The sequence below is a fragment of the Polaribacter sp. NJDZ03 genome, from assembly GCF_019263805.1.
In the GTDB taxonomy this organism is placed as follows: Bacteria; Bacteroidota; Bacteroidia; order Flavobacteriales; family Flavobacteriaceae; genus Polaribacter.
Genome location: NZ_CP079195.1, coordinates 1,309,872 through 1,333,639, shown reverse-complemented (window position 1 = coordinate 1,333,639; position 23,768 = coordinate 1,309,872). Strand labels below are relative to the sequence as shown.

23 protein-coding genes are annotated in these 23,768 nt (G+C 30.3%); 4 read left to right on the top strand and 19 right to left on the bottom strand.

What is annotated here, in order from left to right:
- Positions 1-43 precede the first annotated feature (43 nt).
- Positions 44-1,564 (top strand): alpha-isopropylmalate synthase regulatory domain-containing protein, encoded by a 1,521-nt coding sequence (locus KV700_RS05680; RefSeq protein ID WP_218599469.1) that lies wholly within the window; start codon positions 44-46, stop codon positions 1,562-1,564.
- 154 nt (positions 1,565-1,718) lie between these two features.
- Positions 1,719-2,774, top strand: coding sequence for a 3-isopropylmalate dehydrogenase (gene leuB, locus KV700_RS05675; protein WP_166381721.1), 1,056 nt, complete (start codon positions 1,719-1,721; stop codon positions 2,772-2,774).
- Between the two features lie 143 nt (positions 2,775-2,917).
- On the opposite strand, the gene KV700_RS05670 is transcribed toward leuB, so the two are convergent.
- From KV700_RS05670 to KV700_RS17380, 3 genes are all read right to left on the bottom strand, one after another.
- Positions 2,918-5,131 carry a DNA mismatch repair protein MutS gene (locus tag KV700_RS05670; protein ID WP_218599468.1) on the bottom strand — a complete coding sequence of 738 codons (2,214 nt, stop codon included), beginning with the start codon at positions 5,129-5,131 and terminating at the stop codon, positions 2,918-2,920.
- Between the two features lie 11 nt (positions 5,132-5,142).
- On the bottom strand, positions 5,143-5,280 hold the full coding sequence (locus KV700_RS17385) for a hypothetical protein (RefSeq protein WP_368384771.1): 138 nt from the start codon (positions 5,278-5,280) through the stop codon (positions 5,143-5,145).
- Between the two features lie 247 nt (positions 5,281-5,527).
- On the bottom strand, positions 5,528-10,540 hold the full coding sequence (locus KV700_RS17380) for a thrombospondin type 3 repeat-containing protein (RefSeq protein WP_218599467.1): 5,013 nt from the start codon (positions 10,538-10,540) through the stop codon (positions 5,528-5,530).
- Between the two features lie 317 nt (positions 10,541-10,857).
- Here KV700_RS17380 and KV700_RS05660 point away from each other — a divergent pair, with 317 nt between their 5' ends.
- Entirely contained in the window at positions 10,858-11,520 is a 663-nt protein-coding gene (locus KV700_RS05660) for a uracil-DNA glycosylase (RefSeq protein ID WP_218599466.1), read from the top strand.
- Here the strand turns inward: KV700_RS05660 and KV700_RS05655 are convergent.
- The 14 genes from KV700_RS05655 to KV700_RS05590 form a co-directional block, all read right to left on the bottom strand.
- Positions 11,504-12,520 (bottom strand): glycosyltransferase family protein, encoded by a 1,017-nt coding sequence (locus tag KV700_RS05655; protein ID WP_368384767.1) that lies wholly within the window; start codon positions 12,518-12,520, stop codon positions 11,504-11,506. The two genes, KV700_RS05660 and KV700_RS05655, sit on opposite strands and share 17 nt — an antisense overlap.
- Positions 12,521-12,523: 3 nt before the next feature.
- The gene (locus KV700_RS05650) at positions 12,524-13,402 is read right to left on the bottom strand and encodes a UDP-2,3-diacylglucosamine diphosphatase (RefSeq protein WP_218599465.1); all 879 of its coding nucleotides are present in this window, start codon (positions 13,400-13,402) and stop codon (positions 12,524-12,526) included.
- Positions 13,403-13,686: 284 nt separating this feature from the next.
- Positions 13,687-13,827 carry a hypothetical protein gene (locus tag KV700_RS05645; RefSeq protein WP_166381733.1) on the bottom strand — a complete coding sequence of 47 codons (141 nt, stop codon included), beginning with the start codon at positions 13,825-13,827 and terminating at the stop codon, positions 13,687-13,689.
- A gap of 18 nt (positions 13,828-13,845) precedes the next feature.
- A complete protein-coding gene (locus KV700_RS05640) occupies positions 13,846-14,706 on the bottom strand; it encodes a substrate-binding domain-containing protein (protein WP_218599464.1) in 861 nt (286 codons plus the stop codon).
- Positions 14,707-15,576 (bottom strand): nucleoside phosphorylase, encoded by an 870-nt coding sequence (locus tag KV700_RS05635; RefSeq protein ID WP_218599463.1) that lies wholly within the window; start codon positions 15,574-15,576, stop codon positions 14,707-14,709.
- Positions 15,577-16,521, bottom strand: a complete 945-nt coding sequence (locus KV700_RS05630; protein ID WP_218599462.1) for a DUF1835 domain-containing protein — start codon at positions 16,519-16,521, stop codon at positions 15,577-15,579.
- Positions 16,522-16,571: 50 nt separating this feature from the next.
- Positions 16,572-16,895, bottom strand: a complete 324-nt coding sequence (locus KV700_RS05625; RefSeq protein WP_218599461.1) for a translation initiation factor — start codon at positions 16,893-16,895, stop codon at positions 16,572-16,574.
- A 68-nt stretch (positions 16,896-16,963) separates the two neighbouring features.
- Positions 16,964-17,911 (bottom strand): isopenicillin N synthase family oxygenase, encoded by a 948-nt coding sequence (locus tag KV700_RS05620; protein WP_218599460.1) that lies wholly within the window; start codon positions 17,909-17,911, stop codon positions 16,964-16,966.
- A 60-nt stretch (positions 17,912-17,971) separates the two neighbouring features.
- The gene (locus KV700_RS05615) at positions 17,972-18,679 is read right to left on the bottom strand and encodes a DUF6048 family protein (protein WP_218599459.1); all 708 of its coding nucleotides are present in this window, start codon (positions 18,677-18,679) and stop codon (positions 17,972-17,974) included.
- Positions 18,660-19,160 carry a DUF6452 family protein gene (locus tag KV700_RS05610; protein WP_254712979.1) on the bottom strand — a complete coding sequence of 167 codons (501 nt, stop codon included), beginning with the start codon at positions 19,158-19,160 and terminating at the stop codon, positions 18,660-18,662. The genes KV700_RS05615 and KV700_RS05610 overlap by 20 nt, the downstream gene beginning before the upstream one ends.
- Entirely contained in the window at positions 19,150-19,440 is a 291-nt protein-coding gene (locus tag KV700_RS05605; RefSeq protein WP_166381745.1) for a 4a-hydroxytetrahydrobiopterin dehydratase, read from the bottom strand. The genes KV700_RS05610 and KV700_RS05605 overlap by 11 nt, the downstream gene beginning before the upstream one ends.
- A 157-nt stretch (positions 19,441-19,597) precedes the next feature.
- Positions 19,598-21,052 carry a 23S rRNA (uracil(1939)-C(5))-methyltransferase RlmD gene (gene rlmD, locus KV700_RS05600; protein ID WP_218599458.1) on the bottom strand — a complete coding sequence of 485 codons (1,455 nt, stop codon included), beginning with the start codon at positions 21,050-21,052 and terminating at the stop codon, positions 19,598-19,600.
- A gap of 100 nt (positions 21,053-21,152) precedes the next feature.
- Positions 21,153-21,848, bottom strand: a complete 696-nt coding sequence (locus KV700_RS05595; RefSeq protein WP_166381749.1) for an OmpA family protein — start codon at positions 21,846-21,848, stop codon at positions 21,153-21,155.
- Between the two features lie 16 nt (positions 21,849-21,864).
- Positions 21,865-22,341, bottom strand: coding sequence for a lipocalin family protein (locus tag KV700_RS05590; RefSeq protein ID WP_166381751.1), 477 nt, complete (start codon positions 22,339-22,341; stop codon positions 21,865-21,867).
- A gap of 288 nt (positions 22,342-22,629) precedes the next feature.
- Between KV700_RS05590 and KV700_RS05585 the strand changes: the two genes are divergently transcribed.
- A complete protein-coding gene (locus KV700_RS05585; RefSeq protein WP_105048061.1) occupies positions 22,630-22,788 on the top strand; it encodes a YqaE/Pmp3 family membrane protein in 159 nt (52 codons plus the stop codon).
- A gap of 165 nt (positions 22,789-22,953) precedes the next feature.
- On the opposite strand, the gene KV700_RS05580 is transcribed toward KV700_RS05585, so the two are convergent.
- The gene (locus KV700_RS05580) at positions 22,954-23,292 is read right to left on the bottom strand and encodes a tRNA-binding protein (RefSeq protein WP_166381753.1); all 339 of its coding nucleotides are present in this window, start codon (positions 23,290-23,292) and stop codon (positions 22,954-22,956) included.
- Between the two features lie 3 nt (positions 23,293-23,295).
- Positions 23,296-23,760, bottom strand: coding sequence for a DUF962 domain-containing protein (locus KV700_RS05575; RefSeq protein WP_218599457.1), 465 nt, complete (start codon positions 23,758-23,760; stop codon positions 23,296-23,298).
- Positions 23,761-23,768 lie beyond the last annotated feature (8 nt).

The window sequence follows — 23,768 nt, the reverse complement described above, 5'->3', positions numbered from 1 at the left end:
TCATTACCATTGAAGAATTATTTATGTTTTTAACATTGATAAAATGACCAAGAGAAAGATTGAAATAATGGATACGACACTGCGTGATGGAGAACAAACATCAGGAGTGTCGTTTTCAGTTTCTGAGAAATTAACAATAGCAAAACTATTGTTAGAAGAATTAAAAGTAGATCGGCTAGAAATAGCGTCTGCAAGAGTTTCTGAAGGAGAATTACAAGCAGTAAAAAAAATAACTTCTTGGGCTACAGAACAAGGTTGTTTAGACAAAATAGAAGTGTTAACTTTTGTTGATGGAGGAAAATCTATCGATTGGATGCTAGGTGCTGGTGCAAAAGTTCAGAATTTATTAACCAAAGGATCTTTAAATCACTTAACACATCAACTTAAAAAAACACCAGCACAACATTTTGCTGATATTAAAGCAAATATTGAGTCGGCTGCTTCGCATAACATTAAAACCAATGTCTATTTAGAAGATTGGTCTAACGGAATGCGTAATTCTAAAGAATACGTTTTTGAATATTTAGATTTTTTAACAGCTTTAAATATAGAACGTGTTTTATTACCAGATACTTTAGGTATTTTAACGCATGATGAAACTTTTAAATTCATATCTGAAGTTCGAGAAAAATACCCAACAACACATTTCGATTTTCATGGTCATAATGATTATGATTTAGGAGTTGCCAATGTTATGGAAGCTATAAAAGCGGGTGCAAATGGATTACATTTAACCATAAATGGGATGGGAGAGCGTGCAGGAAATGCACCAATGGCAAGTGTTATTGCTGTTATTAATGATTTTTTAAAGGATGTAACAATCACCGTAAATGAAAAAGCATTAAATAAAGTTAGTAAGCTTGTAGAAACTTTTTCTGGTTTTCGTATTCCTGTAAATAAACCTGTTGTAGGGGCGAACGTATTTACGCAAACTGCCGGAATTCATGCAGATGGAGACAATAAAAACAACTTGTATTTTAATGATTTAATGCCAGAACGTTTTGGAAGAAAACGAAAATATGCATTAGGAAAAACATCTGGAAAGGCGAATATTCAGAAAAACTTACAAGATTTAGGTCTGAGTTTAAATGATGAAGAGCTAAGGAAAGTTACCCAAAGAATTATTGAATTAGGGGATAAGAAAGAAGTTGTTTCTCAAGAAGATTTGCCTTATATTATTTCTGATGTTTTAGATAGTAATGCCATTGAAAAGCGTGTTGTTGTAGAAAATTATGTTTTAGGACATGCAAAAGGAATGAAACCATCTACTACTTTACAATTAAGAGTAGAAGGCGTACAATATGAAGCACATGCACAAGGAGATGGGCAATTTGATGCCTTTATGAATGCATTAAAAAAGTTGTATAAAATACATAGTAAAAGAGATTTACCAAAGCTGATTGATTATGCAGTTAGGATTCCTCCAGGAAGTCATTCTGATGCATTATGTGAAACTATTATTACCTGGAAATTAGAAGAAAAAGAATTTATTACGCGTGGTTTAGATTCAGATCAAACAGTATCTGCAATTAAGGCTACCGAGAAAATGTTGAATATAATTTAGTAGGCAGTTACAGTCGCAGTTTTCAGTTCGAGTGATTTTCGGTTTTTTGAAGAAATTATATCGAGAATATTTTAAAATAAGAATAGAATTTAAACATAAAAATACAGTCATATGTCTTACGTCATAATAAGTCATACGTCATAAAACAAAAACAATGAAATTAAATATCGCATTATTAGCAGGAGACGGAATAGGACCTGAAGTAATTGACCAAGCAGTAAAAGTATCTGATGCAATTGCAAAGAAATTTAACCACGAAATTACTTGGAATCCAGCTTTAACAGGTGCTGCTGCAATTGATGCAGTTGGTGAACCTTATCCAGATGCAACACATGATATTTGTGTGGCTTCAGATGCTGTTTTATTTGGTGCAATTGGGCATCCAAAGTATGATAATGATCCTTCTGCAACGGTTCGTCCAGAGCAAGGTTTATTAAAAATGCGTAAAAAATTAGGTTTATTTGCAAATGTAAGACCAACATTTACGTTTCCTTCTTTGTTAGATAAATCTCCTTTAAAAAGAGAAAGAATAGAAGGAACTGATTTAGTTTTTTTACGTGAATTAACTGGAGGTATTTACTTTGGTGAAAAAGGTAGAAGAGATGGAGGAGAAACTGCATTTGATAATTGTGTTTATACAAGAGCTGAGGTGCAAAGATTAGCTGTAAAAGGTTTTGAATTGGCAATGACTCGTTCTAAGAAATTATGTTGTGTAGATAAAGCAAACGTTTTAGAAACATCTCGTTTATGGAGAGAAACTGTACAAGCTATGGAAAAAGATTATCCAGAAGTTGAGGTTTCTTATGAATTTGTAGATGCAGTTGCAATGCGTTTAGTTCAATGGCCAAATAGTTATGATGTTTTAATTACTGAAAACTTATTCGGAGACATTTTAACAGATGAAGCTTCTGTTATTTCTGGATCTATGGGCTTAATGCCAAGTGCATCTGTAGGAACTGAAAATGCATTGTTTGAGCCTATACATGGTTCTTACCCGCAAGCAACAGGATTAAATATTGCAAACCCAATGGCTACAGTTTTATCTGCAGCAATGATGTTTGAAAACTTTGGTTTACAAGAAGAAGGAAAAGCAATTAGAGACGCTGTAAATAAAGCTTTAGAAGCAGGTTATGTTACTGAAGATTTAGCAGACGGAGGAAAATCTTACGGAACAAAAGAAGTAGGAGACTGGTTAGCTAAAAATATCTAGTGTCCGTTCGAGCGCAGTCGAGAACTTATTGAGGTTTTAAATCTTAAATAATTTGTTCTACTTTACGCAACGAGACAAAAAAGTACATATATTAAAAAAGGTTCGCAATTTGCGAACCTTTTTTTGTTATAAAATGATTGTTATTATTTTATTTTCTTAGCTCTTTTTACCAATTCTAGTTTATCTGTAGTCGTTTTTGTTGTAAAGAATCCATAATTAATGGTTACTTTTTTCTTGTCTATTCTGTCGATTGTACCCACAGAATTAGAACCAATAACTTTTACACTATCATTAATTTGATAGTTATATTCAGATTTTTCTTTGGCTATTTTAGCTTCCTCTATTTTCTTTTCTTTTCTAACTTCTACTACTTTTTCTAAGACTTCTTTTTCTACTTTTTTAATTATTTCCTGCTGCTGTTTTTCGGCAACTTTAGCTTTTTGTTTTTGTGCTTTAGTTACAGGTACTACAGGTTTTTTCATGACTTGTTTTACTTTTAAGTCTGCAACCCATTTATTGAAATTAGTATTTAATTCCTTTTTGTTATTGGTTTGAAAGTATTTATTAAGTAGCTCATTGGTCTTTCTTCCTAAAGAAAGCATTCTTTGGTTCTGATCATATAATTCTTGAAAACCAGATAATTTATCTTGAACACGTTGTTCTTTTTCTTGTAATTTATCTAAATGCTCTTGTCCTTTAAATTTTTGTTGCTCTAAATTATCAGAATGCTTTTGCAATCTATTACGTTCTTTTTGTAGTTTAGAAATGGTTCTATCTAAACGCACTTTTTCTGTCTCTACACGTTTTTTAGCTTTGTTGATAATGCTAAACGGAATTCCGTTTTTCTGAGCAACTTCAAACGTAAAAGAACTACCTGCTTGTCCAATAAATAATCTATACAGCGGTTCTAAAGTACGTTCATCAAACTGCATATTTGCGTTGGTAACATTCTCTAATTCGTTGGCTAAGACCTTTAAGTTAGAGTAGTGTGTAGTTATAATTCCGAATGCTTTTTTATAATAAAATTCTTCTAAGAAAATTTCTGCTAAAGCTCCACCTAATTCAGGGTCTGAACCTGTACCAAATTCATCAATTAGAAACAAGGTGTTAGGTCCACATTTACGTAAAAAGTTACGCATGTTTTTTAAACGATAGCTATAGGTACTTAATTGGTTTTCTATAGATTGATTGTCTCCGATATCTGTTAAAAAAGTATCAAAAATATACGTCTGACTGCGTTCATCAACAGGAATTAAAATTCCACTTTGCAGCATTATTTGCAATAAACCAATGGTTTTTAAAGTGATACTTTTTCCACCAGCATTAGGACCCGAAATAACAATAATCTGTTGTTTTTCATTCAGTTCTATACTTTGAGAAACGGTAGGTAAATCTTGTTTTTTATTTTTTCGCCATAAAATGGGATGATATGCATTCTTAAAAAATATCTTTTTCTCACTAGATATTTTTGGTAAAACTGCATTCATTTCGTTGGCATACTTTGCTTTTGCACCCACAACATCTACATGGATTAAAAACGAAAGATATTCTTCTAATAAATATACATGCGGACGAACAGTTGCAGATAATGCACGTAAAATTTTTACGACTTCTTGCTTTTCGTCATAAATTAAATTTTGATATTCTCTAGAATACGCAAGTGTTGCTTGTGGTGCAATATAAACGATATTACCAGATTTTGAAGAACCTAATAAACTACCAGAAACTTTTTTTCTGTGCATTGCAGAAACAGCTAAAACACGCTGATTGTCTACAACGGTTTCTTTAATATCATCTAAATAACCTGCGGAAATAGATTTTGATAAAGCACTAGAAAAACTTGCTCCAATTTTTCCACGTACATTATTTATGTCTTTTCTTATTTGTCTTAAAGCGTCTGATGCGTTGTTTTTTACTTCACCAGAAATGTCTATTATTTTTTTTATTTCATCATCTATAAAAGTAGTGAATTCAATTTGTTGAGAAAGGTCGAAAAAAGTAGGAAATTGCACATTAAATTTCTTAAAAAACTTAATCAATTCGTTTACGGTTAAAGAAGTCGTTGCTATTTTTAAAAAAGCATCAGTTTCTACAAAGCTATTTTCTATAGCTAAACGTTTTACATTTTCGGTAATATTATCGAAACTATGGTTAGGAACTCTATTTTCACTTTCAAAAGAAGAAACGTATTCGTTTACCAAATACAACTCTTTAAAAAGTGCTTTTTTATTAACTATAGGTTCAATTTCAGTAACTTTTTCTTTGCCTAAACTAGAAATACAATACTCTGAAACGTGCTGTAAAACCGTTGAAAACTCTAAATCTTGTAAGGTCTTGGATGATATGTTATTATTCAAAAAAAAATATTTTATTGCGAACACAAATTTATAAATTCTTTTCGTTTGGTTTTAGAAACTGGCACTCTTTTTTTATGTTCTAATATAATATATCTTTCATGCTTTAAATGATGTGCTTTTTCTGAATTTATAATGTAAAGTTTGTGAATTTATAGAATGATTTATTCATTTTTATCTAGTATTTATTTGTCTTATTCTATAAACTTGATTACTTGCTGTCACATCGTTAATTATGTAATTTTTGTATTTATTTGCAAAAAAAAAACTCCCTATCATTTTTAGTGATATGGAGTTTAAAATAAGCGAATCTGGTTTTCTGTTTTCTAAATATTTTTTTTAATTAATCATTAAAAAGGAACCTCATCTTTATATTAAAAGATGAGGTTTAACCTTTTATTATTCTATCACAATTTTAGAAGTCTTTTTAAAGCTGTTTCCAACTGTTTTTAAAATATAAACTCCTTTAGATAAATTGCTTAGATTCACTTTGTTTTCACCATTATTAAGCGTGAAACGTTTTAGTTCTTTACCATTAATGTCATATAGAATACCTAATCCAGCTTCTTCTGTGAAAATATTTAAATTATCTTTTACTGGGTTTGGATATATAGACAATGAGGTCTTTTTATTTTTATCTTCTGTAGATAAAACTTCATTTCCTTTAACGTTTATTTCTCTTAAGATTAGATCTTCTTTATAGTTACCATATTTGTCTTTTATAGATACTTTAAAGTATAAGGTAGCTATATAGTTACAATCTGCACATTCTTTAAAGTAAGGTAGGTTATAAGCCAGTTTTAAGTTTTGTTTTTCTTTTAAACTTACACCTTCTTTATTAGACCAAGAAATTTCATTAAAAATAGAGTTGCCTTTATTTTCGTTTCCATAAATTGGTTTTTTAAATTCCATTTTTTTATTAGAAATTTCAATTTTTAATGGGTTTAAAGAAACTTTATGTGCTATTTTAGAATCTTCTTCTTTAGTGTATTCAATATCTACATATACAAGGTTTATTGTAAAATCTGTAACAAATTTTGAACCTATAGTAAAACTATAGTTATCGAATACAGATATAATTCCAAAATCTGCATAAACTTCTTCATAAACGTTATCAAATATAAAAGGACCAATACAGCAAAGTGGTTCTATAACCTCACAAGCATCTCCAATTCCATTTCCATCTGCATCTTCTTGATTTGGGTTTGGATTAGTAATACAATTATCTACAGAGTCACAAATACCATCATTATCTGTGTCTGTATCTCCATCTGCACAAACAGTTGCTGTTACACAATCTTCACAAGCATTACCTGTTCCATCACCATCCGTATCTTCTTGGTTAGGGTTTGCAATTTCTGGACAATTATCACATAAATCAGGGACTCCGTCTCCATCTGTATCTACAGTACCACAAGGAGTTGGGTCACATACATCACCAATACCATCATTATCTGTATCTAATTGGTTATGATTAGGCGTTTTTATACAATTATCACAATCATCAAAAATACCATCTTTATCTGTGTCTATGGAGCCACAAGTGTCTATAATAATATCGCAAGCATCACCAGTTCCATCTCCATTTAAATCTTCACCACAAGGAGTTGGGTCGCAAACATCACCTTCACCATCACCGTCTGAATCTAATTGATTTGGATTGTATTTGTCTGGACAATTATCACATTCATCACCAATGCCATCGCCATCAGAATCTCTTTGTTCTGGGTTTTTTGCATCAGGACAATTATCTTTATTATCTGGTATTCCATCACCATCAGAATCGTCACCTACAAAATCGCTATCACATAAATCACCTTTACCATCATTATCTATATCTGATTGATCAGGATTAAATTTTTCAGGACAATTATCACAAGCATCTGGCCAACCATCTTTATCATAATCGGGTCCTTCTACACAGTCTGGATCACAAAGATTTCCAACACCATCTCCATCTGTATCTTTTTGGTCTGGGTTGTATCTTGTTGGGCAATTATCACAATCATCAGGTATGCCATCTTTATCCCTGTCTTCTTTGCCTTCACAACAAACATCGCCTATACCATCATTATTAGAATCTGCTTGATCTGGGTTATATTCATTTGGGCAATTATCACATTCATCTGGTATACCATCACCATCAGAATCTTTGTCTCCTTTACATGGTGGTTCACATTCTGAGGCACAGAAATTATCTAAACTTATAACTTCGTTATTAGAACCATCATATTCAGATTCAAATAAAATACCTGTAACACCAATTATTAATTGATTCCAAGCATTTACAGCAGCAGCACCTGTTAATTGAGTAGTGCTGTTTGCATCAAATAATTGCCAACTACCTGTATTATTAGTAGGTATTGTATTATTTGTAGCTTCATAGATTGGTAAACAATAATTTCTCCAAACATTATTTGGTAAGGTTTGGTTTGCAGGGTTACCTACAAAAATTGCTCTTAACTTACTATTAACTTGTGTAATAGAGTTAATGGTAGAACCTGTGTAAATTGTTAATTTAGGTGCTGTACCAATGGTAGTACTTGTTTTATCTTTATATTGAATTTTAAAATCGAAGCACATACAATTGCCTGGGTAATTTTTGATCCAATCTCCAGAAAAATCTGAGTTATTTATTAGACTAGACTCTTTTGAGCTATTTACAAAAGAAATATATTTTTGATGTTCTTTGTCTTCTTTGTAATAAACATCATTAAGACTATTGTTTATCCAATTTTCTTTTTTGAAATCTTCATCAAAAGTAAAGCAATCATCCTCTTCTGGAGGTGTACAAGTATCTCCTATACCATCACCATTTGTATCTATTTGATCTTTATTTGATAGATTAGGGCAATTATCACAAGCATCACCAATACCATCATCATCTGTATCTGTTTGGTCTGCACTGTCTATTCCTGGGCAATTATCTTTAACTACAACACAAACAGCTGCTGGAGTTAAGTTTTGAGTAGATAAGCCATTGTATTGATCAACAGCAGTATATGTAAAAGTATTACAGATGGTGCTATTCAATTGAGCAGTTGCTACAACTGTTGCAGGTATGTCTATATTAATTTCATCTCCATAAACAAATAAGAAGTTACTTAAAGAAGAAACGGTTATTGTATTACCACTAAAAACAGAACTAAAATCTGTAGTGTTTGGAATAAAGTTACTACCTCCCGTTGAAACTGATATTGTTTCTGAATTCGGTGTGAAACTAACATTTGGTAAAGCATCTGTAATTATTAAGTCTTTAAACTCTAAATTACCTAGGTTTTTAATATTTAATCGATATAAAATATTTTGACCTGGTAAAATATTTGGTGTTGTAGTAGAATTTGTCCAAGTAGTACCATTATCTATACTTTGCAATTTAATAACGTTATTACCTGCCAACACCTTTACGTTTATACGTGATTTATTAGATGTTGCACTTGTAGAAATTTCATCTCCATTAACAGTAAAATTATTAAAGTAAGGCCCTGGAGGTGTGTTTTCATTTATTTTTACATCAAATTCTATATAGTTATTATGAGATGTAGAAGTATTACTACAAAGAGGACCAATAGAAGGAATAGTCCATTCTAGGGTATTTGTTTGTGTTGAGTTATTTAATGTTACTCCCCAATTACTGTAGTTACCTGATATTGTTGGATTGCATCCGTTTAGATTGACGTTTCCTGAATAGGAGTAATAGCTTTCGCTTCCTGGAATATAGGTGAAATTGGGGTCTAGTACATCTGTAATAACAACATTATTTAGTGCATCTGTACCTATATTTCTTACTCTTAGTTTATAACGTATGATGTCTCCAGGATTGTGATAAGAATTATATCCTTCACAAACTTGCTTAAACACATCAATTTCTGGTTCAGGTGTTTCAACATTAAAAGACTTACTAGCTGTGTTAAGAATCGGAGTATTATTTAAAAAGTTAAATTCTGTTTCAGCCTCATTAGTAATTGTTGTGCCAGGTTGTACACCGTTATTAATAGTGAAATTAACTCTAACAGTAAAATAATAACCAGCTTCTATGCCAGAGTCTAAACTTACTAAAAGTGATGTTATAGGACTTGTTGGTGTAGGGATATTGAAAAAACTATTTGCACTAAAAGGCAATGGAGAAGAAGAACCATTTAGTGAATATGTACCAGATATTGGCATATGACCAACAGATTGTTTATAAACATAGAAATCCATAGCCGTTACCGTTATATTTTGGGGTAATTGATCTGATATATCAACATTTTGAATGGTTTCTCCAGAAGTTGAATTATTATGAAGTACAATTTTATAATAAAGAGGACAACCAACTGTTTTTTTTCTACCATAAACAGATTTGTAAAAACTATAGTCATAATTAGCAATATTACAATTATTTGTAACACAATAATCACTTATGTAAATACAAGAAACATCAGAGCCACTGCTAGCTGTAAAGGTGTTGCTTGCCGTTAAGGAAGCATAATTTGCAGTAATATCTGCAACATTACCAAAACAAGTAGTTGTGTTTACTGGCAGGTTTGATGGATAGGTTATATCTATATCAATGTAAAATTCGCTAAATGTTTTTGTTGCATCTAAGAAAGTCTGAGGGTTAGTGCTAGTAATAATATTTGTATTTGGATCTAAATTTAATAGACTTAAAGGTATGTTATTATTACCTCCAGTAGCAACAAGATTCATAGTAACATTAGAGGGTTGTGGAGTTTCTAGTATTTGTATGTTTGTTAAATTTAAAATGCCCAAGTTGTCTTGTGGATTTTTTTCTTTAATAGTTATTCTAAACCTAGCAGTTCCTCCAGGTGCAACTATCCATTTACCTGTATTTGGATCTGTTTGTGTGGGTTCAATTATTTCTTTTTTAATTTCCCAATTTAAAATTGCAATTGCAGTTACAGTAATCGGGTTTGTAGTTACAGATTGACCGTTTGTTGTTATGGTTGCAGAATTACTTGCAATGGTTCCGTTTGGAGTTACACCTCCTTTAAATCTAACTGGTATTAGTATTTCAACGGAAGAGCTACTACCATCAGAAGGAGCTTGTAGTGCAACAGTAACTAAATTATTGTTTTGACCTCTTGCAGCGGTATTAGCAATTGATTGAGGTGAAATAGTAATATCTGAATTATTTCCAACAAATTCTAATTCTAGAGGTAATTGATCTGTTATGCTAACAGTACTTCCATCTCCATATAATGTAATGTATAATTTATAATTAAATACAGCGCCTGTTTTTACAGAACTTAGAGATGCAGATTTGTACAAACTATGGTTACCAATATTTACAGTATTAGAAACATTGGTTTGTGCTTTTGTACTAAAAGCGGCCATAAAAAGAATGGCTAAAACAATGCCTTTACATTGGTCGAGTTTTTTTAATCGATAAAATAAATAGTTTTTTTTCATGATAGAAGTTTTTAAAGTTATACAAATTTGGGTCACTATTTTAAAGAGTATTCAATTTAAACATCCCTTATTAATAGTAAATTTCCTATAAAAGTAATACTGTTTAAGGCTAATTTTTAGCTCGTTTGAGTAAGTGCTTGTTTCATTAAAGGAATGGTAGCTTTCATCGATTTATATGTAAAAAGCTATAATTAGGAAGCTTTTTAATAGGGGGAAAGTCCTCTTTTTTTGGATATAAAGTTTATATATCATTTAGCGCTTACATTGGTTTTTGTATTTTTATCACATTATTAATAATGGAATTGAATACTAAAACAATGCACCTAAATCTTACAAAATCTTGGACACCTATTTTACAACCAGAATTCGAAAAACCTTATTTTGAAGAATTAACAAATTTTGTAACATCAGAATATGAAAATCACCAATGTTTTCCGAAGCAAGAAGATATTTTTGCTGCATTTAATTTTTGCTCTTTAAATGATTTAAAAGTGGTGATTATTGGTCAAGATCCTTATCATGACATAGATCAGGCAAACGGATTGTGTTTTTCTGTAAAAGACGGAATGAAGCAACCACCTTCATTAAAAAATATTTTTAAAGAAATTGCAACAGATTTAGATCAAGAAATTCCACAAAGTGGGAATTTAGAAAAATGGGCAAAACAAGGTGTTTTATTATTGAATGCAACTTTAACTGTGAGAGCACATGAGGCCGGAAGTCATCAGAAAAAAGGATGGGAAGACTTTACCGATGCTGTAATAAAAAGTATTTCTGAAGAAAAAGAAAATGTAATTTTTTTACTTTGGGGTAAATTTGCAGAAAGTAAAACGAATTTAATAAATTTAGAAAAACACATTGTATTTACGGCTCCACATCCATCTCCATTAGGTGCTTGGAGAGGTTGGTTTGGTAGCAAACATTTCTCTAAAACTAATGAGGTTTTAAAGAAATTAAATAAACCTACGATAGAATGGTAGGGAAAGCGGTCTGATTTTCATAAGGTAATAAAATAGCGTCTAAAATGTCTTTTGTTTTGTCGGGATAATCTACAGGGATAAGAACATCACTCTGAATCCATTTAGCTATTTCAGGAACTTGTTTTCTACTTAGTTTTTTTAATACAGAAACGCCTATTTCCTTTAAAGATAAAGCATTACATTGTTGTTCATATTGATTTTTCATAGGAATTACCATTAACTTTTTCTTTAAAAATAAAGCTTCAGAAGGTGTTTCAAAACCTGCGCCACAAAGAACTCCTGCAGAAGAAGCCATGCTTTTTATAAAATCGAATTCGTTAATTGGGTAAATGGTAATGTTCTTTTTAAAGATTAAACGTTTATTTTCTTTAGAAAAAATATGCCATTTTATAATAGGTATTTTAGATAAGACGGCTACAATTTTAGCCACATTATAAGAGGGTAAATAAACCGTTATATGCCCTTTGTTGCTTATTTTTTTAGCACGAATACTTTTTCTTATAATAGGTGTAAATGTAGCAGAACTGTACGTTTTAAAGTGAAAGCCAAACCGAAGGTTAGCGGGAGCGTAGTATTTTAAAATAAGCTTTTCTATTTTATATTTTCTATATTTTGGAGAAGCAATATCTAAAACTGCATTTTGGTGACTTAAAGATACAATTTTAATGTTATTTAATTTTGCAGCCCAAGCAGTAACAGGCTCAAAATCGTTTACAATTAAATCGTAGTCATTTATGGGGAAGTTTTTAATTTCATTATAAAAACGAACTAAATTCATTTTTTTGTAGCTTTCCCAAAAGTCAACACCTCCTTTTTTACCGAAGGTGAAATTTAAACCAGATAGTTTGTATTTTATATTGAAACCAATATCTAAATTATTTTCATTTCCACTAACTAAAATATCTAAATCTCCTTTTTCTTGAAGAATAGGTATAATTTCTTTAGCTCTTGTAATATGGCCATTTCCAGTACCCTGAATTGCATATAATATTTTCATCATTAATTATTTTAAGGGTTTTTGAATATCAAATTCTTTGAGTAATTCTTCAAAAAGAAAATTGTTCTTTTCTTCTTTATTTACATTTTTTAGTTCCTTTTTGCTAAGTTTATTTTCGGTGTTTTGAGCTATTTTATCATTTGCGTATTCATACAAACTCCATTGCTGATTTTTGTATTCTAAAGCCGTTAAATTTTCGATCCAATCTCCAGAGTTTAGATAGGTAGTTTTTCCTTTTTGGTTTTCAATTTTTCTAATTTCTGGTTGATGAATATGTCCGCATATTACATAGTTATACTCATTTTCAATAGCAATGTCTGAAGCCGTTTTTTCAAAATTATCAATAAATTTAACGGCGCTTTTTACACTGTTTTTTATCTTTTTAGAAAGTGATAATTTTCCGTAACCAAAGAGTTTACTAATCCAATTTATAAACGTGTTTATTAGAATTAGAAAATCGTAGCCTTTTCCGCCTAATTTTGCTAACCATTTAGAGTGCTTCATGGTGATATCAAAAACATCTCCATGAAAAATCCATGCTTTTTTATCATCAATATTTAAAACTAGTTTGTTTAAAATTTTAAAGTTTCCTAATTGAAAACCTTTAAATTTTCGCAGCATTTCATCATGGTTTCCTGTTATGTAATAGATGGTTGTTCCATTAGATAGGAGAGAAGTAATGTGTTTAATTACACTCATGTGAGACTTAGGAAAGTAACGTTTGTTAAATTGCCAGATGTCTATAATGTCTCCATTTAGTATTAATACTTTTGGCTGAATTGTTTTTAAGTAATTTAATAATTCTTTAGCTCTACAACCATAAGTACCTAAGTGTACGTCTGAAATTACAACATAATCTAACTTTCGTTTTTTTTGTTTTTTCATTTTGTTTCATATAAAGAAAAAGAATTGTTTCTTGTGTACACACGTTTATGAAGAAAATGATTTTCTAAATATATGTAAACAATTATCTTATTTCTAAGTTCTTTCAAACATAAAAAGAGAATGTATTGTAAACGTAAAATAAAAATGAAAAAAAGGTAAGATAAACTTTATGAAAAAGTTTACGAATAGTTAGCTTATTATTAAGAGGTATAGCGGTTTAGAGCAAAAAAAAATCCGCAGTAAACGCGGATTCATTGAATTTGAAATTAAGAAACAAATAGATTTTAGGTTAAATCTACTTGCTTTAAAGTTGTTTGAATAGTTGTTGTATTGTCTGCTAAACCACATGGTTTAGAGGTACTTCTACAAGAAGAAAAACAAAGGATTCCTAAAATACAAACTGCAATAAATACTACTTTTTTCATAGATAATGGATTTTCGTGTTAAATGTACATATTTTTTATGAAATTGCTCGAATTTTTCTTCTCTTCAATAACGTTAAACTGTACCATTTTATTTTGTATACGTGTAATTATGTTTTTAGTAATTGGTTTTCCGTCATTCCATTCGGTGATTTTTAGCCATTGCTGGATGTCTTCTAATTGCTGCTCGTATCTTTCTGCCAGAATTTTATCAATAGCATCAATTTGTTTAAAGTCTTTTGTTTTGCCATTAATAATGTCTAAAACTTTTTTAACTTCTTCAAAATTATTTTTTAAAACTTCATCTCTAACTGCAATTACAAAACAGGGCCAAGGTGTAGGGCAGTCATCAATTAATCTAAAAGTACCATCATCTACCAAAGGTTTTGTGGTAAAATGTTCCCACATAAAATAGTCTGCTTCTCCATTGGTTAAAGCATCAATTCCGCCTTGTAAATTAGCAATTACTTTAAATTTTAAATTGGCTATATCCCAACCCTGGTTGTAAGCATTTACAATAGCCATTAAATGAGAACCAGAACCAAAACGACTAATGGCAATGGTTGCGTGTTCTAAATCTTCAATGTTTTTAAAAGATGATTTTGCGCCTACATGAATTCCCCAAATTAATGGAGATTTTACAAATGTCTGTACAATCTTAGAAGGGTTTCCGTCTGCAATATCTTTAATAATTCCTTCGGTTAAAACAATAGCAATATCTACATTACCAGCACGTAAGGCCTTACACATGGCACCAGTTCCGCCAGGGAAATCTTGCCAACGTAGATTGATGTTGTGTTTTTTGTATTCTTTGTTTTTTAAGGTTAAATACCAAGGATAATTAAAATGCTCTGGAACTCCTGCAATTGTAAGATTTGTCATTTACTCAATTAATTTTTCTAGTGTGTATTCTATTAAATCGGCAACAACTTTCCCTGGGTTTTCGCTAAAAGAACCATTAGCTCTATTAGCAATAATTGCGTTTATAGAACAAGCTTTGTGACCCAATAGTTTAGATAAACCATAAATAGCAGAGGTTTCCATTTCTAAATTGGTAATTCTATGTTGGTTAAAACTAAAACTATCAATTTTATGGTTTAACTCATTGTCTTGTAAAGCCAAACGTAAAATTCTACCTTGTGGTCCGTAAAAACCTCCTGCGGTAGCTGTGATACCTTGGTGTGTTTTATCAGATTTTAACCTATCTTCTAATTCTTTGCTATTTTCAATTACAATAGGATATGATTTTTTAGTACTCCAATTGGTATGCTTTACAAAAGCATCTTCAATTTCTGGATTAGAAATAGCATCTATTTGATAGGAGTGAAGCAACCCGTTTAAATCTAATCCGTGAGAACCAATAACAAAAGAATCTACCGGAATATCGTTATGCAAAGAACCCGAAGTTCCTATTCTTACAATGTTTAAAGACGTTAAATTCTCTTTAGGTTTTCTAGTTTTAAGATCAATATTTACAAGTGCATCCAATTCATTTAATACAATATCTATATTGTCTGGACCAATACCAGTAGAAATAACCGTAAATTGTTTGTTCTTGTAAGTACCTGTTGTAGTTTTAAATTCGCGTTTTTGAGTAGTAAACTCTATAGAATCAAAATGTTTTGAGATTTTATCAACTCTATCTTGATCGCCAACAAAAATTATATTTTTGGCAATATGTTCTGGTCTTAAATTTAGATGATAAATACTTCCATCTGGATTTAAGATAAGTTCTGATTGTTTTATAGACATTTAAGATGTAATTTGTAATAGTTTTTCTGATTGATTATTATATAGAAAACTATATTTTTTTGCTCCCCCAAGATACGAATTTTCATTACGAAGTTCGCCATAAAAATTTAGCTGGTTTTTTAAAACTTTTTTCCCTTTTCGAGATAATTTTACGGGATTGAAAGATGTAAATAATTTTTGAAGTTGTGCTATATGATGTTCGTACTGTAAATCTCCAAAGCCATAAACAGTTTGTGTTTTTAGCAATTGCTGTACTAATTGGTTTTTAGAAGAAAATTGTTGTGTATTTGCAGTTTCTAAAATAATATTCTCAACATTATTTAATCCATTTTTAATGGAAGGAAATCTGTGTAAATGTGCTTCTAATGCTTCTACTAGATAAATAAAAGGAGACATTGGGTTAAATTTATAGACAGTTTCTAACCTAAGCGGACTCTCTGAGCAGTATAGTTGCCATATATAATCTGCATATTCAATATCATCTTCAGATAAATCTATTCTGTTTTTATAATGTTGCTGAATTTGATTTTCAGTAAGCTCAGATAAACTTTTTAGTTTTGTACTTCCTTTTATTTTGGCACTGGTTACTAAAGAAATATGATAGCCACTTCTATAAGTTTTTAACCAACTAATAACAGCAATCATATTAATTTGGCAGAACAAATCGTGATCAAACCATAAGACTATTTCTTTAGATTCTTTTTTACTACAAAGGTTTCTATATTCTTTTAAAGTAAAGTCTATAAATTTGCTTTTGCTAATATTATAAGAAGTTTTTAAAAAGTGGAACCTGTTTTTCCAGAAAGTTTCACTGCCAACATCTATAGACGTTTTTCCTTCACATAACATTTCTCTCCAAGTGATAAAATCTCCAGAGAAATGAAGTTTTTTTAGATAGTTTGTAGTACTATCTCCATTTGTAATATGTAGTATAGACGAGCTCATAATTTATTAATAACGTTTACAGTAATTATTTATTGTAAGAGTACTAAAATTTATCCACCAACACGCTTCACTTTAAAGCCTTTATCTTTTAGCATGGTCATTATTTGATCTCTAAAATCACCTTGAATAATAATTTTATCATCTTTAAAGCTACCGCCAACAGATAGTTTTGTTTTAATTTCTTTTGCAAGTAGTTTAAAATCTGAAGTTGCACCTGTATAGCCTTCTAAAATAGTAATTGGCTTTCCTTTACGTTTTTCGTATTTGCAAATAATAGGATCGTCTTGTAACCAAATATCCGATTTTTCTTTTACAGGTTCTGCAGTTTCCTTATGCTCTGGAAATAAATTTTTTAATTGATCTTTAAAATCCATTTTTTATTAGTTTACAGTTCTCAGTAGCAGTTTTCAGTCAATTGATAACTGCAAACTGCCACTGCAAACTATTTTTTTAATCCTAATTCTCTTAATCTTTCGTCTAAAAATTCACCTGCAGTGATATCTTCAAATTGTTTTGGGTTGTTTTCATCGATACAGTTTTCTAAAACATCTAATTTCATATCAGAAACTGGGTGCATAAAAAACGGAATTGAATAGCGTGATGTTCCCCACATTTCTTTTGGTGGATTTACTACTCTGTGAATGGTAGATTTTAATTTGTTGTTACTGTGGCGCGATAACATGTCTCCAACATTAATCATTAATTCATCAGGTTCTGCCATAGCATCAATCCAATCTCCTTTGTGGTTTTGCACTTGTAACCCTTTACCTTGGGCACCCATTAATAAGGTAATTAAATTAATGTCTCCATGAGCTGCAGCTCTTTCTGCTCCTTTTGGTTCTGTTTGTATTGGTGGGTAATGAATTGGGCGTAGAATACTATTTCCGTCTTTAATATAATTATCAAAATAGGTTTCTTCTAAACCTAAATGCAAGGCTAAAGAACGTAACACATATTTAGCTGTTTTTTCTAACATTTGATACGTTTCTTTACCAACGGCATTAAAGTTTGCCAATTCATTAACAGTAACGTTTTCTGGGTATTCTTTAGCGTATTTAGAAGCAGCATCTACATACTGACCAAAATGCCAAAATTCTTTTAAATCGCCTTCTTTTTTTCCTTTCGCAGATTCTTTCCCGAAAGAAACATAACCACGTTGGCCTCCAATACCTGGAATTTCATATTTTTCTTTGGTTTCTAATGGTAAATCAAAAAAGTTTTTAATTTCTGTATATAAGCTTTCTACTAATTTTTCATCTAAAAAGTGACCTTTTAAAGCTACAAAACCTATGTTTTCGTAAGCATGACCAATTTCATCTATAAATTGTTGTTTTTTGCTTTTATCCGAAGATAAAAAGTCTGCTAAATTTACACTAGGAATTTTATTCATGATGTTTTGTTTAAAAATAAGGTTGATAAAGTTACTGAAAAATACTAAGTTGTAATAAAATTACTTTTTCTTAAAAGGAATTAAGTAGGTAAGTGTGTAGTTAAATCCGAAACCTGTACCACTATCAAATACTCTATTAAAGCCAGGGGCGTAAAGAGTTTCAAAATTATCTGGCTCTTTTACACTTATTGATATTTTATAAGAACCGCTAAAAGAAACAAAGAAGTTTTTAAACGTTTCTACTTTTAAACCTATTATAAATTCGGTCCAATGTACATTTAAATCTGTAGCCGAAACGGATGAGGTTATTTGGTTTGCAGGGAAATATACTGAATTAACGTTGGGTGTGTAAGTGTTTAAAGTTTGGTCAAAAAGACTAAAACCATAACGAGCTCCTATAAAGATTTCATTGTTCATGTCTAACCAATTTTGGTAGACATTATAGTTAACACCTAGTCTTATATAACTTCCTTTTGATGTAGAATTTGTGTAGTCTTCCGTAGTTGTTTCTTCTTCAAAACCAACTTCTGCAGCAAGGTATAAGTTTTTCTTAATTCTATAATCTCCTACAATTTCTAATCCGGTATAAGAACTATTAAATTGTGCCAAAATGGGTTTGCTAATGTCTACACCAAGTCTTAATCCATATTTAGATTTATATACTAGAGAATCTTTTTCAGCATTTATTAGGGTATCTTTTTTTTGTTCTTGAGCTTGCCCATTAACAAAAACAAAAAGGAAACAGATGCTAATGAAATATTTGTACATGCGCTGTATTTTGACTGTCTATAGTTGTTAATGTTGATGGTGTAAAATCTTTTATCCAATTAGTATTGTCTGATGAAAAAGAAACATCATTAAAGATTACTTTATAACCACAAGATCTAGAAACGTATTCTTCTTCTGGTGTATAGGTTATTGTAAAGGTTGTATAAAGATTATCTACTTCTGCTCCGTCTTCATTATTTATTTTTAAATTATAAATTGTTTCTAATGCTAAAGAATTTAAAGGAATAGCAATACTATCTGTAGTTCTACTGGTATAATCTGCAATGGTATCTTTACCTTCTGCCCAAACAGATAATAATTTAGCTGTTTTTAATGTTTCTTTATTGGTATCATCATAAAAACGTAATACCAAGTTTGGAGTAACAGGGTTTTTTAAGCAGAAATCATCTTTTGTACAAGAAGTATTTATAAGCAAACCAATTATTAAAATTACTATTATTTGATATCTATTATTCTTCAACTTCTACAATTTTATTGATGGCTTTAGCCAATTTAAAATCTAATTTAGTAACACCTTCTGCATCGTGAGTGGTTAACTTAATATCTAAAGTATTATAGTTGTTTGTCCATTCTGGATGATGGTTTAAAGCCTCACATTCAAATGCAATTCTATTCATTGCAGACATACAATCTTTAAAGTTATCGAACTCAAAATCTGTATGCAAAGCATCGTCATAATAATCCCAATCTTGTAATTTTTCTAATTTTCTATTAATTTCGAAGTCTGTTAGTTTTTTCATTCTTTTTAACTTTTATTATGAGTTACCAATATATAATGATTCTTATAAATATTTATTGTCCATTTTAATAAAATTATCTTAATTCTAATAAATTAGTTTCCTTATTAATAGTTCTCTATAAAATTTGATAAATAAACTTTTTATAAACAAATATCATTTACCCTTTTTCAAACAAAACAACCGTTTCAATATGGCTTGTATGCGGAAATTGATCTACCAAACTAATTTTTTTCATTAAGTAACCAGCTTCTGCCAACAACTCTGTATCTCTAGCTTGTGTTGCCGGATTACAAGAAACATACACCATTCTGTCTGCATTTAAATTGATGATTTTCTGCAGTGTTTTAGGTGCAATTCCTGCTCTTGCAGGATCTAAAATAATGGTTTTTATTTTATCTTTATATTCTGGATTTGCAACTAAGAATTTACCAACATCTGCTGCATAAAATTTTAATCCATCAATATTATTTCTTTTGGCATTTTTTTCTGCATCTTCAATTGCAGAAGCTACAATATCTACACCAACAATTTTTGCATTTTCACTTTTAGAAGCTACAATTTGCCCTATGGTTCCTGTTCCGCAGAACAAATCCATTACCACAGTATTGTCTACCTTGGTTTTGTCTTCTAAAACATATTCAACAACTTTAGAGTATAATTTTTCTGCACATTTAGGATTCGTTTGAAAAAAGCTTTTCATGCTGATTTCAAAATTCAAACCTAATAACTCTTCTACAATTTTATCTTTACCATACACTAAATCTAAACTACCGGCTGTTGCAATGGTTCTGTCACCAGTTTCATCATTAATAGTATGTAGTAAACCAGCTAAACGATCTCCAAAAATATCTTTTAGAAAAGAAGCAAATTTCTGTAAATCGAAATTCTCTAATTCGGGAGAAGTCGTTACTAAATTACATAATAATTCATCTGTTTTAAAAGATTTTCTCACTACAAAATATCTAAAAAAACCAGTCTTTTTTGGTCCGTGCCAAGGTTCTAAACCAGTGTCTATACAATATTGACGAATATTTTTTAGATTGTCTTCCATCTGTTTATCAAACAAACCAGAATCTTTTTCTAAATTATCTCCCATCCACCAAACACCACGTCTTTTAAAACCTAGTGTAAACTCATCTTTATCTCTTTTTGTTACTCTATCATATCCAATAGCAGAAAAACCATATTCCATTTTATTTCTGTAGTGAAATACGTTTGGCGATGTTACAAATTCATCAAAAAGATCCTCTATATTTTCTACTTTTCCTATTTTTTTAAATAAGGTTAAAGTACTTTCTTTTTTATATTGATGTTGTAAATCGATAGGTAATTGAATATAAGGCGCACCAGGAATGTCTTGAAAAGGAACTTCCACTTCATCTTCAGAAGGTTCTAAAACATCTATTAACTTAGCTTCTGCATAGTTTTTACTAGACTTACTTATTTGTGCTTTTACCAATTGACCTGGTAAGGTATTCGGAACAAAAATAACAAAACTACCTTCTTCAGATTTTATTCTTGCAATTCCTTTTCCGCCAAAAGCGTAATCTTCAATTTTTAATTCTAAAACTTGATTCTTCTTTACAAATTTATTTCGTTCTCTACGTGGCATTCTTAATTGTTTATGGGTTGCAAAATTAGGGAAAATATAGTTTGATGAAACAAAAAAGGCTACTCATTTGAGTAGCCTTTTTATAAAAGTAATATTATGTTTAGTTTTTTGCTTCTTTTTGTGCTTCTTTAATCATTTGTTCATTGGCAACAATTGCAAATTCTACACGTCTGTTTTTACTTCTTCCTTCTGCAGTTTCGTTTGTTGCAATAGGATCATTTATGCCTAAACCTTTGGTTTCAAATCTTGCATTTTCAAGACCTTTAGTTGTTAAATAATCTTTTACAGAACTTGCTCTTTTAGCAGATAAAGTTTGGTTGTACTCAACTTTACCAGTACTATCAGTATATCCGTAAATAACGATATTAGTGTTTTCGTAGCTATTAAAAATAGGAACTAATTTTTCTAAGTTTGCCTGTGCACTTGCAGATAAAGTTGCTTTATTAGTGTCAAATCTAACGGCATTTTCACCTAAAGTTAACATAATACCTTCACCAACTCTTTCTACTTCTGCTCCTGGTATCGCTTCTTCAATTTCACGAGCTTGTTTGTCCATTTTATTACCAATTACACCACCAGTAACACCACCAATTACACCACCTAAAACAGCACCTAATTCAGAATTTTTACCATTTCCAACATTGTTTCCAATTACGGCACCTAAAATAGCACCTGCTGCAGTACCAATACCAGCACCTTTTTGTGTGTTATTTGCGTTTTTAACAGCTTCACAAGAGGTAAGCATGCTTGCAGTTATAAATAATACTGATAAACTATAAATTATTGATTTTTTCATTGTGTTTCTTTTTTAATTATTTTCTTTGAAATGAATAGGTAATATCTTTTGTTTGTCCTGCAACATTAATTTGGTCTACCAGTTGGAAACTTGTTTCTGTTACATTTATAATGTCTAAAACAAAACCATTATTAACTTCTTTTGCTTTGTAGTCGTTAATAATTTTTAAAACAAATTTACCTTCTTTATTAAGGTACCAAGTTATTGGAGAACTAAATTCTTTACAAGAAGTACTTAGGCTAGTAAGTGCCATTTCTCCTTTGTTGTTATTAGAAACAAAACTCCAGTCACTGCCAACAAAACATTTAGAGTCGGCTATGTAAAAAGAAGTTACATTTAAAAAGTCTGATCCAGGAAAGTTAACAGCAGTAAGTGTAAAATCTCCTTTTAAAATACGTTCGGTTTTATTGTCTAATTTGGTACTAACTGCAGAGGTAGATTTACATGCAATAGCTACTGAGATAAATAAAACAATACATAAAAATTTTTTCATAAGTAATATAAATTAGTTTTTGCAAAGTTAAGAATACTAGTTCGCATATTCTTTGTTTTTATATGCTATAGTTTAAGACACGTTTTTATAAAGATAGTCACTTTTATTGACATAATTTTTGTGTTTTTTATCATTCACTTAAAATAAAGTCTAATATGTAATTTAAGGATGATTTTGTTGAGGTTCTAAATAGAAACATCCAATTGAAACTTTAATATTTTTTTAGCCTTTTACTGTAACAAACTTATTTTTGGGTCGTCTTATTTATATAACCAACCAAATATAAAAATGAGTTTTATAAGAGTATTATTTGCTATTTTCTTTCCACCACTTTCTGTGATAGATAAAGGTTGTGGGTCTTTTTTTATTATCTTTTTACTAACACTTTGTGGTTGGATTCCTGGAGTAATAGGTGCTTTAGTAATTTTAAATAATCCGAAAAATTAATTTAGACAGTGTTATTTTGGTGAATTTTATAATTTTTAGAGACAAGAGACAAGAGACAAGAGACAAAAAACAATTTGTACCTTTTTGAAATAAATCCTATATTTAAGATGATTTTATGTAATTTTTTTAAAATTTCTTAAACCTTTAACCTTAGTTACTATGTTGTTAATTAACCTGTTCTCCGTTTTTAATTTCTTTAGAAGCTTGTAGTAAAACCACATTTCCCGCTGTATTGTAAACACCAATTACTAAACATTCGCTCATGAAATTAGCAATTTGACGAGGTTTAAAATTTACAATTACAGAAACTTGCTTGTTTAGTAAATCTTCTTTTGTATATAAATCTGTTATTTGTGCACTCGATTTTTTAATACCTAAAGCGCCAAAATCAATTTTTAATTGATAAGCAGGTTTTCTAGCTTTTGGAAAATCATTGACTTCAATAATAGTTCCTATTCTAATATCTACTTTTAAAAAATCTTCAAAGGTAATTTCTTCTTTCATTCGTTATTTTTTCTTTCCTAATTTTTGAATGACCCATAAAGGACCAATCAATAAAAATTCTAAATCTTTTAAGAAGGATGGTTTTGCTCCTTCTACTTTATGTCCATAAAACTGTCCAATCCAAGCTAAAACAAAAATAATTAAAGAAGCAAAAAGTAAGTTTACTTGGCTACCTAACCAAAAATTAGCCACAATTGCTATTAAAATTATAAATAACATTTCTATAAAATACCAAAAACCTAAACGTAGATAAAAAACAGAAATGATAATACCCACCATAACAGCCCAATTTTCTAGTATTGGGTTAGATAAATTTAAGGTGTTTTCTAGAAATGTGGTTGGTATACTCATGAGTAAACCAATTACACTAAAAAAAATTAAAGGCACACAAATATAGTGTATCGCTTGGTTTGTTTCGTTTTGGTGACTTACAGCATATTCGTCAAAATATTCTTTGGCGGTTTTCATAAATTTTC

Coding starts and splice junctions, on each gene's coding strand:
- KV700_RS05655 (WP_368384767.1), bottom strand. CDS start 12,520: ATGATGAAAATATTATATGCAATTCAGGGTACTGGAAATGGCCATATT.
- KV700_RS05605 (WP_166381745.1), bottom strand. CDS start 19,440: ATGAAAAAACTAACAGACTTCGAAATTAATAGAAAATTAGAAAAATTA.
- rlmD (WP_218599458.1), bottom strand. CDS start 21,052: ATGCCACGTAGAGAACGAAATAAATTTGTAAAGAAGAATCAAGTTTTA.
- KV700_RS05635 (WP_218599463.1), bottom strand. CDS start 15,576: ATGTCTATAAAACAATCAGAACTTATCTTAAATCCAGATGGAAGTATT.
- leuB (WP_166381721.1), top strand. CDS start 1,719: ATGAAATTAAATATCGCATTATTAGCAGGAGACGGAATAGGACCTGAA.
- KV700_RS05575 (WP_218599457.1), bottom strand. CDS start 23,760: ATGAAAACCGCCAAAGAATATTTTGACGAATATGCTGTAAGTCACCAA.
- KV700_RS05580 (WP_166381753.1), bottom strand. CDS start 23,292: ATGAAAGAAGAAATTACCTTTGAAGATTTTTTAAAAGTAGATATTAGA.
- KV700_RS05645 (WP_166381733.1), bottom strand. CDS start 13,827: ATGAAAAAAGTAGTATTTATTGCAGTTTGTATTTTAGGAATCCTTTGT.
- KV700_RS05630 (WP_218599462.1), bottom strand. CDS start 16,521: ATGAGCTCGTCTATACTACATATTACAAATGGAGATAGTACTACAAAC.
- KV700_RS05660 (WP_218599466.1), top strand. CDS start 10,858: ATGCACCTAAATCTTACAAAATCTTGGACACCTATTTTACAACCAGAA.
- KV700_RS05595 (WP_166381749.1), bottom strand. CDS start 21,848: ATGAAAAAATCAATAATTTATAGTTTATCAGTATTATTTATAACTGCA.
- KV700_RS05625 (WP_218599461.1), bottom strand. CDS start 16,895: ATGGATTTTAAAGATCAATTAAAAAATTTATTTCCAGAGCATAAGGAA.
- KV700_RS05640 (WP_218599464.1), bottom strand. CDS start 14,706: ATGACAAATCTTACAATTGCAGGAGTTCCAGAGCATTTTAATTATCCT.
- KV700_RS17380 (WP_218599467.1), bottom strand. CDS start 10,540: ATGAAAAAAAACTATTTATTTTATCGATTAAAAAAACTCGACCAATGT.
- KV700_RS05680 (WP_218599469.1), top strand. CDS start 44: ATGACCAAGAGAAAGATTGAAATAATGGATACGACACTGCGTGATGGA.
- KV700_RS05585 (WP_105048061.1), top strand. CDS start 22,630: ATGAGTTTTATAAGAGTATTATTTGCTATTTTCTTTCCACCACTTTCT.
- KV700_RS05615 (WP_218599459.1), bottom strand. CDS start 18,679: ATGTACAAATATTTCATTAGCATCTGTTTCCTTTTTGTTTTTGTTAAT.
- KV700_RS05590 (WP_166381751.1), bottom strand. CDS start 22,341: ATGAAAAAATTTTTATGTATTGTTTTATTTATCTCAGTAGCTATTGCA.
- KV700_RS05650 (WP_218599465.1), bottom strand. CDS start 13,402: ATGAAAAAACAAAAAAAACGAAAGTTAGATTATGTTGTAATTTCAGAC.
- KV700_RS05620 (WP_218599460.1), bottom strand. CDS start 17,911: ATGAATAAAATTCCTAGTGTAAATTTAGCAGACTTTTTATCTTCGGAT.